Genomic DNA, 13,514 nt, shown 5'->3' on the forward strand with positions numbered 1-13,514 from the left:
AACCCATAATCCAATCCGGTTCAGATAAAACCAAAACCTTTATCAGGAATAATCTAGAGATGCGTGATGGCGTGTCTCTACACACCATCAAATCTCATTACAAATCCTTAATTGAAGCGTATTGATCCATAATCAATCTGTGTTTATTGTCTTGCATCTGGTAGATTTTTATTCCCTCGTTGTGGGGATCTAGCTTAATAACGCCAGTTGCCAGTTAGTGCCTCCCTGAAGATTCGAGGAAGGACGCCCAGGACTAGACTGAAGCCAGAAGGCATTCTAATTATGGGTATAATCCGATCACATGAACATAGATACCTTCTGCCTCCAGCATAGCTGCCTTGACTGAAAGGCTTGTCAACATCCAAGTCCCTCAACTAATTTGCGGGTAACGAAGCTAGCAAAAATTTCGATATCATCAGGCTTAGACAATGGTAATTGACCATCAATTAACAACATCGCTAGACCGTGAACTAATGACCAAGCAACCCATGCCATTTGTCTGGGTTCTCCAGATTGGATAACTCCAGCAGCTTGTCCCTCCACAATGATGTTTACCAATCCCAAAAATGATTGCTGACTTACTTCAGTCAGGGATGGATATTTATTGCTATCACTTGGAAAAGTTCCAAACATGACTCGATAATTGGAAGGATGCTTGCTTGCATATTGCACGTAAGCAACGCCACAGGCTTCTAAGCGTCTTAGCGGATGTTTGGGAGCTTGTTCCATTGCAACTTTAAGAGCTTGCATTAATCCCAAAAATCCCTCTTTTGCGACAGCAGCTAAAAGTGCTTCTTTATCTTCAACATCAAAACTAAAAGTTGTAGTAGAAATTTGGTCTTTTGCTTGAGTCATTTGTGTATTCATTGCTTTATTTTCTCCTTATGATTGTGTTGCTTGAATCAGGAATGTCCAATTTTCGATAGTTCCAAAGCCGAAAGAGGTTGGACAGATTACCTAACCGATGGTATTTATAAATTGCCAATGGAACTATTTTATTTTTATTGAAATCTCAACCAATTTACTAAGAGGATGTTTGAAAAGTGTTTTGGTATGACTTTAGGCACTTTTAGATCCCCCCTAACCCACGCCAGTCGCTCCACTTGGGGAGACCCCATCGCGCAGCGTCTCGTAGAGAAGACCGCGCTGGCTCCCCTTAAAAAGGGGGGAACCGGAATCAAAGTCCCCCAATTTATCGGGGGATTTAGAGGGATCTAGAACTTTTGATACCAACAAGAGGACTTTTCAAACGCCCTCTAAGATATAGAGAGGATATCTTTGGATATTCTCATTTATCCTTGCTTGCTTTTATAAATAGTTTAATGAATACTATTCAGAATAACAATAAAAAAAATTTAGAAAAGATAGGAGATTCTTTTTGTTATCAAATAGTATTCCTAAATCGTTCGTAAACAACAAGATCCTCGACTTCTTGAAGAAGTCGAGGATCTGAATATAGCGTTTCCTAAATGAGGTACGTCATAGCCCCCTCCTTGCTTGCGGGGAGGGGGTTGGGGGTGGGGTTCTTGTATCTCACTCAACTGAGAACCGCTATATCTCAATTTTCACAAATTAGATAAGATGGCTATACAGAAGGATGTTAACTCTTGCTAAGAATAATCAAATACCAGATTTGGAATGGTAGCTTTATTTGCAGATGTAGTCTACTAGTTTGTTACAGTCACACCTACTTTATCAGCCTCATCCATTAAATTGGTATTTTGGGCTAAATACCCATCTTCCATACGAACAATACGGTCGGCGATATCTAGAATACGGTTATCATGAGTAACAATCAGGATAGTACAACCTTGTTCTTTAGCAAGCTGTTGCATAAGTTCAACAACATCACGACCCGATTTTTTGTCTAAAGCTGCTGTAGGTTCGTCAGCCAAAACCAATTTAGGTTTAGCAACCAAAGCCCTGGCGATCGCTACTCTTTGTTTTTGTCCTCCTGAAAGATTTTCTGGATAATAGTTAATACGTTGACTTAAACCAACTGCTTGCAACATCGCTTCAGATTTAGCACGTATTTCTTGCTGAGAGAGGTTATCGTTTAGTTCTAACGACATCTGGACATTTTGTTGAGCTGTTAAGAATCCTAGTAAGTTGTGAGCTTGGAAAATATAACCTATTTGGCGACGGACTTGCACCAGTTGTTTTTGACTGCTTCCGTAGAGTTCTTGACCTAGAAATTTCAGACTACCTGCTTGCACAGAACGTAAGCTACCGATCAAACTCAGTAAAGTTGTTTTACCTGAGCCTGATGGGCCAGTCATAATAACAATTTCTCCGGCTTGAATTTGGAGATTGATATCAAATAAAATCTGCTTTTTTAATGCGGCTCGACCATAATAATGATCAAGATTTTTAATCGCAATAACTGGTGTTGTCATCATAAGATTTAGCGAAAAAATACAACTTTACTAAAAAATATCTGCTGGATCGGCTGATTGTAGTTTTCGTACTGCGATCGCACCAGAAATCGAACACATTAATACTGTGAGAATTAATACCTTTGAGGCTATATCAATAGTCATAATCATAGGTAAAAGTGTAATTTGTCTAGCTAAATTATATTGAAAAATAGCAAAACCAAATCCAGGTATATAACCAAGGATTGCTAAGATCAAAGCTTCTCTCAGAATCACAAACAATAAATAATTGTTTGTATATCCCATTGCTTTTAAAGTTGCATATTCAGGTAGATGATCGGAAACTTCTGTATAAAGAATCTGATAGACAATAACAGTTCCAACAAAAAAACCTATAGCTATACCTAAACCAAAAATAAATCCTAATGGTGTACTACTGTGCCAGTAATCTTTTTCAAACTCAAATAGTTCTTCTTTGGATAAAACTTTAACGCTCTTAGGTAAATATTTTCTTAATTGTTCTAAAACAATTTTTTTGTCTGCTCCTGGCTCTAAAGAAATCATGCCTATATCAATTAGGCCAGATTGACGATTTTTAAATATACGTAAAAAAGTTAAATCACTTGTGGCTATTGTGCCATTAATGGCAAATGATGTTCCTAATTCAAACACTCCCCCGACTTTAACTCTCCGATTACCAACTTCTGTTGTAATTTGTTTTCCTTGATTGAAGTCATCAACAATATCTCCAAATTCTTTTCGAGAACCTCTATCAAATAAAACCACATCTAATAAGCTGATTTTATCAATATTATGTTCAATGTCTGGAATTTTCAAAACATTATTATTAGGGTTGACGCCAACAATAAATATATTGTGAACTTGACGATTCTGTAAATTCCTCCAACTAGTAAAACCAAAATATACGGGATTTACAGACTTTACACCATTTAATCCCAGAGATTTATATAAAGTTCTTTGAGAAAAGGTTTTCATATCAACTACTGATGTAGAGCGAGGGTTGATTAAAGCAATATCGCCGTCTAAGTTTTTATAAAAACTAACGGCACTTTCAAAAAGAGATTCATTAAAACCCATTTGCATAAACATCAGGATATCTGCAAATCCAATTCCAGCCAGTGCCACAAATAGGCGCATTTTTTTTCTGGTTAGTTGTAACCATGCTAGAGATGTTTTTCGAGCCATAATTATCTCACCTCAAATCCTTGTTTATATCTAATTATTTAGAAAACTCATTGTGCTGTTGGGGATAAATATCTAATTGATAATTATATCCCTTCACTCAAAAATTAGTTTTGTTCTCAAATCCTTGAAGATTAATATTTTATTTTCTAAATATTAATCTTCACAACCACTTTGGCATAAGTTAAACCCGAAACTAGTTTGCTATCTTTTGGAGTCAGGCGAATTTTTACTTCCACAATTCTGGCATCCATATCTGCCGATGGATCTGTATCAAGCACATTTTGTTTACTAACCTTTTTTCCAACATTAATAACGGTTCCCTGCAACTTTCCAGAAAAAGCTCCATAGTTACTGGTGATAGTAACTTTTTGACCTAAACGCACTTTCCCAATATCGTCTTCATTAACTTCTGCGACTGCCATCATTTTAGTAGTTTGACCAAGTTCTAAAATTCCTTGATTCATAATGTTTTCACCAGCCCGTGTATGAATTTTTAGTACTTCACCGTTTACTGGACTACGAATATATGATAAGTTGAGATTTGCTTGCGCTTGTTTAACAGCCGCGATTGCATAATCTACCTGAGCTTGAGCTACTTGCACATCAGTGGGACGAACTTCAGAAATACTTACCAAGGTAGATTTAGCTTGGTTTATTTGTTCGCGGTCTGTTTCTACAGCTAAACGTTTACTATCTAAAAGTGAGGCAGAAATAGCACCAGCTTGGTGAAGATATTGATAACGTTCAAATTCTTTTTGATCAATATTTAGTTGCGCTTCCAAGCGAGAAATTATTGCTTGTTGTGCTTGAATATCTCCAGCTTTTGCTCCAGCTTTCACTTTTTCGAAATTGGCTCGTTCAACTTGAACTTGCTGTTTAGCAGCAACTAAAGCTGCTTGACTTTGCTCAAGATTATCTAAAACTGCAATTACCTGACCTTTAGGCACAACATCCCCATCTTTTACAAATAACTGAGATATTGTTGCTCCTTGTCCTACAACTGGGGTTGGTGCAGACACCTTAATTACCTCTCCTTCTGGTTTTAGAATTCCTAAAGCACTAACATTGATGACTTGAGGAACAACATTTTGTTTAGGGATTGGTAACGGTTGTTGCGAAACTTGCTGAGAACGTAAAAGTTTATAAATAGTAACTGTACCAACGGCTAAAGAGACACCAAATACTAAGATGGAAAATCGGTGAATTATTCTTTTAAAACCGATTTGATTATTCGGAATCGATTCGTGTGTCATCTGGAAGTCCTCAATTTTTTTCTGTTATCGACGACGGAAAAGTGTAAGATATAAATTTATGAACTTACTAATTCAACTAGGGAGCTTTTAACAGAGAACATATACTTTATTGAGTTCTGCTCAAAAATAAAATAGGATTTATACAGACTAATATGTTGTCTTTAGCCTAATTTATGGAGCATTGAGTTCATGTTATATTATCTAGAAAAATTGTCAGCGAAGATAAGGATATTAAGTATGGATTTAAAGATTTTGCAAATCCCCATAATCTAAAAAGTAGGGGATTTGCACTAAATTAGCGTTAAAAAGCAACAGAACTAGCTTCCGAAACTTTCATTTGTTTCCGATTTTAAATGCAATTGCACATTTTTGTTCTGATTAATCCTACTTGAAATCCTAGAAATTTCATCGGATGCTATATTTACGCCAGAGGCTTTACTTGTATTCTGCCAATCATGATTCCAAGTGATAAAGAGGTCTCTTGGAAAGGAGATTAATGTCTGTGTATATTTTTTGGTATGACGCCAAGCATACCTCATCACCTCCAGAATAAGTACTAACAAGTTGAAATCACTGTAGTACTGATGTAATTTCTGCTGGCCTAAACTTCTAAACCAAAATTGTAAGCGTAAAGCAGATGGAACTGTAAAGGTTATAGGACAACGGGATGATGGCGATGATAGCTTAAGATAGGCTGGAGCAATCTCAATATTTTCAAACAATTTAAAAATACGATTTGCTGTTTCCTCTGATGATTGACGTTCTTCTTGCATAGCTTCTACTTCCGAAACTGCGGCATCAAAAAGAGCTTTGTATTCTTTTAAACCGCTTGCCAATGCTCCATTGTATGGTGGTAGATCAGCCTCTGCTAAGTAAGCAGGATCTTGTGTTTCTAAATACTTGCAATACAATCGAATTTGACCTTGAGCTGCAAGGATGTTACCAAGACTCCAAACACGAAACCAAGCGTTCCAAAGATCGAAGCCTTTAGAAAAACAGGAGTAAGCACTTGAAATCAAGCGATCGTGATGGGTGAGAGCATCTTCTACCAACTTTTCGTAGTGAAGAAAACGTTGTCGAGAAAAATCATTATCTACACATGCTTTAAGTAGATAATCACTAAGTTTTGTAATTGCAGCACATGTAACTGACAATCCACCAGAAAAAAGTGGATCAATAAACCCTGCTGCACTGGGTAAAAGAGACCATCTATCACCTACTATTTGTTTTGAAGAATATTGAAGACGCTCAGAAGAAATCCATTCACGAACACTTTTAGCATCTTCAAATTGCTGGACGATTGATGGGAAGCGTTGAATAAATTTATTAAACTCTTCTTCAGCAGAAAGATCAGTTTTTGGATAGATATTTCTATCCAAGGTCAGTCCAACACTACACAAAGGATTGGTAGAATTTGAGTGATTATTAAAGGGAATGATCCAGAACCATCCACCCTCAAAGAAATGGTGTAAAGTTGTTTGAGAAAATGGATAAGGAAACCCATATACAGTTTTTGCTGAAGCAAGCTCGTCATAAGGCTTGACATTCACCATGTGGGTAAACAAACTACGGGTATTGGTTTTATAACGTGGTTCACTGTCACATAAACCCATCTGCTTACTCAATGGAGAATTAAAACCTGAAGCATCAACTAAGTAACGTGAGAAAAACTTCTTATCTTTATTGGTTTGTAAATATACACCCTTTTCATCAAAACTAATGTCAGAAATACGAGTATTTTGATGAGCGACAGCGCCGTATTTTACAGCTGTAGCAAACATATAGGCATCGGTTTCATGACGTAGCCAATGACAATCAGGGCCAAAAGGTGCAGTCAATGTAGGAAGTTGATTCGATTCTTGCGGTTGCTGTTTTTGATTTTCTCGATGATATAAAAAGCTAAAACCCCGCTTAACCCCGCTTCCTGTGCTGATGTGATCGCGAAGAGTATAGAAGTTAGAAAGATACCCAATCTCAGGAACTGAAAATCGGCTAGCCATCAACTTCATTTTAATAGAGGTATCTGGAACTGTAGACTCTCCAATTGCAAATTTTGGATGATTACCTCCATCAATCATCACTACTCGAAGACCATTTCGAGCTAGAATTGCACCTAGCATTGTTCCGCCAATACCAGTACCTAAAATGGCCACATCATAACTATCTACTGTACTCATGGATTATTCCTAAATCATTAAAGTTTATTGAACACTAGTGACTCAATCAAGATCATCACTAACTTAGTTTTGTTGGACACATTCACTCACTTGATTAACATCTCACGCCGTTGTTAGAAATATCTACTAGGACTCTTTCAGCATTCTGTACTAGCAAGTTATTGAATTGAAATTGAATACGCTGCCGCCATACTTCATAAGCTGGATTTTCAAACCAAGCTTCAGTGTCAAATGGTAATCCTAGAGATGTTGTATCAACAACCTTAACTACTGCTTCAATTGGCATTCCACACAATACAGAAGATGCTAAGGCTGTGTAAGAAGTTTGATTACCTGCTACATGCCGACACTTTACTGCCATAGCACCACCTTGAGCTAAGTCTAGTTGATTCTTTCCTGAAGATTTTTTCAATAATTCTAGAGCATCGCTATCTACCTCACCAGCATAGATGCTAGCAAAACCAATACCACTCCAAAGATCCGCTTGACGTGATAGAGGAAAAGAATTAACGAGTTCTGAAATACGTATGATATCTGCACTTAGTGAAAACCAAATCGCTCGTCCTAATCCTTGATCGAAAGCTCGATAAGCATAACCAGTAAGTCCTTTAGGAACAATGGCTTTTTTTACAAAATGTTGCCAATGATTCATTCCTAAACAGAAACCATAGCCATCGATCGCCAACCAACGTTGTAGAGGATCTAATGGTGCTAAAGATTTCTTGATTCCTCGTTTTAAACCAACAATTGCAAAACCAACTCCTATATGTACTAAATGCGAATATTTTGCTCCAGCAGTGTTAATAAAGTTTTCTAATCTGTTTTCTCCCCAAGGGCTGAGGTAATCAAGTAGGGCCAAACCCATTCCTGCTCCTTCATAGGCAAATCCCCGTAAATTGGGTTGAATAGCTTCTAACTGACTAACGAGAACATCTGTGTTACCGAGTTCAATAGCTGCATTACACCCATTAATGAAGGTAAAACTAATCTGCTTTAAGTGACGTTGTGCTTCAGTAGAATCTCCTGGAAAGTTAATCCAAAGCTGATCAATGTTTTCAAGCGAAACACCAAATAAAGTTCTACGCAAAAATCCCCAAGTAAGTGCCATTGGTTTATCCTTTACTTCATAAAATACTGAAATTGTGACCTAAATTTTTCTATCAAATTCCTATTAAAAATAGAAAATTATTAAAAAACTTTAGTCATGAATCTGGAACGTTCTGAATTCTAACTTGTCTTAAGTGCAGACAAGGCAGCTATTCTGACTGAGGTCAAAAAGAAAGAATCAAAGATGTTCTAAAACCTTTGTGCCTTGCTCATTCAGCTAACTACATTCGTCATATTAATAGATGTAAAAAGCACTTACAAGAGAATATCTTTCGATAAAATAGGATATTTATTAACTGATAAAAATACAGGGCTATTTGATTCTAAATATGGAGGTTTATATGCTAAAACCCAACGCCAGCAAATAGATTGCATCTATTCTCATGACTCAGGCTGCAATTGTAGAAGCTTTTGTGGAACTTTCAGACTCCCGTCGCCAAGCGGGGAAATGCCACACCCAGACAGTATGCCTAGCTCTGTTTACTCTACCTATAAATATAAATTGATAAAAAATTTCTGCTGAAATATGTGCGCTTTTCAGTCCAATCCTCGTAATAAAATGTCGGTGCCCTCGCGTTGCGCCCTCAGGCGCAACGCTTATCAGTTCTTGAGTTTAACCAAAATGTGTCTAATATTTGGTTGCGAACTGTACGAATAATTTCTTGTGTGGGGAGATGTCTCACCGTAAGCGATCGCACTATGAGATGACGCTTTGCCTCATCCCTGCACTTTATGGTTTTTGAACTCTATACGTAATATTATGATGAATTTTAGTTTTCTTCATAACTTAACTATACTTAGTGTTGTTCTTCATCTACCGTCATATTTTAGTACTCTTTATTTGGCTTTTACCGGTTTGTTCGGTCAGGTGCAAGATGTGAGTCAGCCAAATTTTTAGCAAAATCTGATTGTTTTTATTGTTTGACATTTAATTTTTTTTTTGATACTCTCATAAGTACTTAAGTAACTAAGTACTTTTTCCTCAAGTACAAAAATCTCGTATCCGTACACGGGGGTAAGTGAGGTAATTGGGTAACGCTACGCCACTGAACGGGTACAAAATCTCAAGACTAAAATAATTTACAAAAGCTAGCTTAAGTGACAAGTGTAGCACTTAAGTATAATACCTCTATATCTATCGTTGCTTTTAGTAGTTACTAGAGATTTATATATTCTATACAAGTAATGAATTCACAAAAGCAGAAGCGCAAACGTGGTGTCATCCTTACCCCAGAAGGATGGCAAAAGTTTCAGAAAGTGAAAATGGATTTGGAGCTTCACGATAATTATGGAGATAGATATAAGCTAGAAGAATTAAGCGATCGCGCTGGATTAAATCCAAGTACTGTGGCGAAAATACTTGCTCGTCAAGAAGGGGTAGACAAACAGACACTGGAAATATTTTTCACTTCTTTTAACTTAGTACTTAGTAAAAATTGCTATTCTAATGCAGTCGCCAGCAAGTACCAAGACTGGGGAGAAGCAATTGATGTTTCAATTTTTTATGGGCGTACAGATGAACTGACAACATTAGAGGAGTGGCTCCTTAAAGATAACTGTCGGTTAGTGGCTATTTTGGGGATGGGAGGAATAGGTAAAACAACTCTGTCTATTAAACTGGCTAAACAGATTCAAGATCGGTTTGAGTATGTTATTTGGCAATCACTACGAGATGCTCCACCTATCAATACTATTCTGACAAAACTGAATCAATTTTTATATCAAGAACGAGAAACAGAAGCTAATTTATCAAAAACTACAGGTGAAAAAATATCGCGGTTAATCAGTCATATACGAGAACACCGTTGTCTAATCATACTAGATAATATAGAGTCAATTCTAGCTAGTGGTAATCGTTCTGGACAATATCTTAAAGGATATGAAGAGTACGGTCAGTTTTTCAAAGAAGTAGGGGAAGTACCTCATCAAAGCTGCTTACTAATCACTAGTCGAGAAAAACTTAAAGAAGTAGTTTTGCTGGAAGGAGAAACATTACCCGTTCGTTCATTTAGAATCAATGGTTTGCAATGTGAAGATGGACAAGAAATCCTGAAAATAAAAGGATTATCTGGTACGCCATCTGAACTATCAACCTTAATCAATCACTACGCCGGAAATGTCTTGGCTTTGAAAGTAGTTGCTACTACTATTAAAGATTTATTTGATGGTGATGTTTGTGAGTTTTTTAAACAAGAAACTGGTATCTTTGGTGATATTTATGAACTATTAGATCAACAATTTGAACGCTTGTCAGATTTAGAAAAGAGTGTAATGTACTGGTTAGCGATCAATCGCGACTCAATTACACTATCAGAATTAAAATCTGATTTTGTATTAAACGGACTGCAATTAAAACTGTTTGAGGCTTTAGAGTCTCTTGGGCGGCGATCGCTACTAGAGAGAAGCGCATCATTTTTTACTTTACAACCGGTAGTAATGGAGTATGTGACACGTACATTTAGAGAACAAATTTGCAAAGAAATTATTACTGAAGACATCAAGCTTTTTAGCTCCCATGCTATTTTAAAGGCGACAGCAAAGGATTACATTAGAGATGCCCAAATTCGTTTCATTCTTGAGCCTATCATAGATGAGCTTTTTACTGTTTTCAGCAAAAAAACAAATATTGAAAACCATTTGAAGGAAATTATTGTCAAGTTACAAAATGAATCTCCTTTAAAATTAGGGTATACAGCTGGTAATATTTTAAATCTCTTTTGTCATCTGAAAACTAATTTAAATGGTTATGATTTTTCTGATTTAAATATCTGGCAAGCAGATTTGCATAGTGTAAATTTACATGATGTAAATCTTCAAAATGCTAACTTATCTAAGTGTGTTTTTACAGATACTATTGGTGGTATTCATTCTGTAGTCTTTAGCTCCAATGGAGAACTTTTAGTCACAGGTGATACTAATAATGAAGTTCGTTTGTACGAAGTTACAGATGGAAAGCTAATAATCATTTGCAAAGGACATACAGATTGGGTTTGGCCAGTCACCTTCAACCCTCAAGGTACAGTTATTGCTAGTGGCAGTGTTGACCAAACAATCAAGCTATGGGATGTGAGTACGAGCCAATGTCTAAAGACTTTGTATGGCCATAACGGTGGCATCTGGTCATTGGCTTTTAGTTCAGATAACGGCACACTTGCAAGTGGTAGCGATGACAAAACGGTAAAATTATGGAATGTTAACACAGGTAAATGTTTGAAAACTTTCCAGGGACACAGTAATCGAGTTACATCAGTTGCCTTTAGTCCTTGTGGTAATATTCTTGCTAGTGGGAGTGATGACCATCTAATATATTGTTGGGATATTAAAACTGGTAATCGCATTAAGATATTAGAAGGACATACCCGTCAGGTTTGGTCGATTGCTTTCAGTTCAGATGGTCAAACTCTTGTTAGTGGGAGTCATGACCAAACGATCAAAGTATGGGATATCAAAACTACTCGTTGCATTCGGACTTTGCAAGATCATACTGATTGCGTAAATTCAGTTACTTTTGTCTCCAATGACCGTATGCTTGCAAGTGGTAGCGATGACAAAACAGTGAAGTTATGGGATATCAACACTGGTAGTTGTATTACTACCCTAAGAGGACATAGCAGTAGAGTCTGGTCAGTTGCTTCTAATCTAAATTCTGGCGTAATAGCCAGTGGCAGCGATGACCAAACAGTAAAATTATGGGATATCAATACAAGCCAGTGTCTCAAAAGTTTACAGGGTTATTGTAATGGCATTTGGTCTGTTGCTTTTAGTCCTCAAGGTGATATAATTGCGAGTGGCAGTGGAGATCAAACAGTGAAGTTGTGGGACACTGCTAGTGGTCGATGTCTTGAAACTTGGCATGGGCATAGTAATCGAGTCACATCAGTTGCCTTTAGTCCAAATGGCCGTATCCTTGCAAGTAGTAGTGAAGATCAAACGGTGAAGTTGTGGGATTTAAAAACAGGTGAATGCATCAAAACTTGTTCTGGTCATAGTAATCGGGTTATTTCAGTATCCTTCAATCCTGAAGGTACTTTGCTAGCAAGCAGCAGCGATGACCAAACAGTAAAATTGTGGAATGTGGACACTGGTCGAGCCGTTCAAACTTTGCAAGGACATACTAATCGAGTTTGGTCAGTTGCCTTTAATCCTCAAGGTAAAATTTTGGCTAGTGGTTGTCTTGACCAAATAGTAAGATTGTGGGACATTAGCACTGGTCACTGTATTGCAACTTTATCGGGTCATATCGGTGGAATTTGGTCAGTTGCCTTTAGTCCTGATGGCTCTATCCTTGCAAGTGGTAGTAGCGATCAAACAATCAAACTTTGGGATGTTAATACCAGTAAATGTATAGCAACCTTACAGGGGCACATCAACTGTGTATATTCACTAGTTTTTCTAAATGATGTCACGCTAGTGAGTGGCAGTGGAGATCAAACAGTACGCTGTTGGAATATCAAAACAAATAGCTGTGTAGAAACATTGTTAGGACATACCAAATTAGTTTGGTCACTTGCCTACAGTCATCAACAGAAAATATTAGTTAGTTCTAGTGAAGACGAAACAATAAAACTTTGGGATATCTCAACTTCTAAATGCTTAAAAACTTTGAGAAGCAATAGACCTTATGAAGGCACAAATATTATAGGTACAACTGGTATAACAGAGGATCGAAAGACTACATTAAAAGCTTTAGGAGCAGTTGATTCAAAGCTTTTAATATCTATAAAAGATGTATCTCCTGAAATTTTGATTGACTGAACCGATCCCACTAATATCGAATTGTCTCTACTCTGTCTGGATTTTTCACAAAAAGACTATCCGCAAAAAATTAAGGATCTTTGATAAATCTAAATCCTCGTTCTGACGATTGCTGTTGTTTCTTCATACAGAATTAGTGTCAGCTTGATTTTGCTCTCGTTTATCCATTACTGAATCGGTGTTCTAGTATTATTTAATTTTGTCCCAATAATTGATTGCTCTTGATCCTTGATGAAAAATTTAGAACTATTAATTCTAATAACTTCATAATTTTCTGGTATAAACACAGAACCTAAAGTAGCTACTATATCTGCAAGAGAAATCTTAAAAGCTAATGGTATTTTTAAATTAAAAAATGATTTTGGCATACTTCTAATATTTAAATGCAATTTTTTTTGACTTACGTACCATACCCCAGCAAATTTATTACCTGTTAGAAGTTCTTTAGGTTTAGAGAAAAGCAGTATTTGAATCCTGGTTTGCTCATAAGTCATATCATCTTTAAATTCAATAGTGATTTTTTCCGAATGCGTATCAAAACGCCATTTCCCCAAAAGTAAAATTTCTATTTCTATATCAGAATGCTTACTATTACTCATATTTATCCTCAAGGTTAGCTTTCGCTCTAATTTTTCCTATTA

The 13,514-nt window shown here is 36.7% G+C and carries 8 protein-coding genes; 1 reads left to right on the top strand and 7 read right to left on the bottom strand.

From position 1 onward, the window contains the following. Positions 1 to 354 precede the first annotated feature (354 nt). From V7K62_RS21640 to V7K62_RS21665, 6 genes are all read right to left on the bottom strand, one after another. The gene (locus V7K62_RS21640) at positions 355 to 867 is read right to left on the bottom strand and encodes a TetR-like C-terminal domain-containing protein (RefSeq protein ID WP_334867660.1); all 513 of its coding nucleotides are present in this window, start codon (positions 865 to 867) and stop codon (positions 355 to 357) included. Positions 868 to 1,667: 800 nt separating this feature from the next. Next, on the bottom strand, positions 1,668 to 2,399 hold the full coding sequence (locus V7K62_RS21645; protein ID WP_334867662.1) for a DevA family ABC transporter ATP-binding protein: 732 nt from the start codon (positions 2,397 to 2,399) through the stop codon (positions 1,668 to 1,670). A gap of 27 nt (positions 2,400 to 2,426) precedes the next feature. After that, a complete protein-coding gene (gene devC / locus V7K62_RS21650; protein ID WP_334867664.1) occupies positions 2,427 to 3,581 on the bottom strand; it encodes an ABC transporter permease DevC in 1,155 nt (384 codons plus the stop codon). A gap of 146 nt (positions 3,582 to 3,727) precedes the next feature. Beyond that, entirely contained in the window at positions 3,728 to 4,834 is a 1,107-nt protein-coding gene (locus tag V7K62_RS21655) for an ABC exporter membrane fusion protein (RefSeq protein WP_334867666.1), read from the bottom strand. Between the two features lie 317 nt (positions 4,835 to 5,151). After that, entirely contained in the window at positions 5,152 to 7,011 is a 1,860-nt protein-coding gene (locus V7K62_RS21660; protein WP_334867668.1) for an NAD(P)/FAD-dependent oxidoreductase, read from the bottom strand. Positions 7,012 to 7,105: 94 nt separating this feature from the next. After that, positions 7,106 to 8,119 carry a DUF1702 family protein gene (locus V7K62_RS21665; protein ID WP_334867670.1) on the bottom strand — a complete coding sequence of 338 codons (1,014 nt, stop codon included), beginning with the start codon at positions 8,117 to 8,119 and terminating at the stop codon, positions 7,106 to 7,108. Positions 8,120 to 9,303: 1,184 nt separating this feature from the next. Here V7K62_RS21665 and V7K62_RS21670 point away from each other — a divergent pair. Beyond that, positions 9,304 to 12,873 carry an NB-ARC domain-containing protein gene (locus V7K62_RS21670; RefSeq protein ID WP_334867672.1) on the top strand — a complete coding sequence of 1,190 codons (3,570 nt, stop codon included), beginning with the start codon at positions 9,304 to 9,306 and terminating at the stop codon, positions 12,871 to 12,873. Between the two features lie 167 nt (positions 12,874 to 13,040). Here V7K62_RS21670 and V7K62_RS21675 read toward each other — a convergent pair whose 3' ends face one another. After that, on the bottom strand, positions 13,041 to 13,472 hold the full coding sequence (locus tag V7K62_RS21675) for a hypothetical protein (RefSeq protein WP_334867673.1): 432 nt from the start codon (positions 13,470 to 13,472) through the stop codon (positions 13,041 to 13,043). Positions 13,473 to 13,514 lie beyond the last annotated feature (42 nt).

The organism is Nostoc sp. (assembly GCF_036917935.1).
Lineage (GTDB): Bacteria > Cyanobacteriota > Cyanobacteriia > Cyanobacteriales > Nostocaceae > Nostoc.

Coding starts and splice junctions, on each gene's coding strand:
- V7K62_RS21640 (WP_334867660.1), bottom strand. CDS start 867: ATGAATACACAAATGACTCAAGCAAAAGACCAAATTTCTACTACAACT.
- V7K62_RS21645 (WP_334867662.1), bottom strand. CDS start 2,399: ATGATGACAACACCAGTTATTGCGATTAAAAATCTTGATCATTATTAT.
- devC (WP_334867664.1), bottom strand. CDS start 3,581: ATGGCTCGAAAAACATCTCTAGCATGGTTACAACTAACCAGAAAAAAA.
- V7K62_RS21655 (WP_334867666.1), bottom strand. CDS start 4,834: ATGACACACGAATCGATTCCGAATAATCAAATCGGTTTTAAAAGAATA.
- V7K62_RS21660 (WP_334867668.1), bottom strand. CDS start 7,011: ATGAGTACAGTAGATAGTTATGATGTGGCCATTTTAGGTACTGGTATT.
- V7K62_RS21665 (WP_334867670.1), bottom strand. CDS start 8,119: ATGGCACTTACTTGGGGATTTTTGCGTAGAACTTTATTTGGTGTTTCG.
- V7K62_RS21670 (WP_334867672.1), top strand. CDS start 9,304: ATGAATTCACAAAAGCAGAAGCGCAAACGTGGTGTCATCCTTACCCCA.
- V7K62_RS21675 (WP_334867673.1), bottom strand. CDS start 13,472: ATGAGTAATAGTAAGCATTCTGATATAGAAATAGAAATTTTACTTTTG.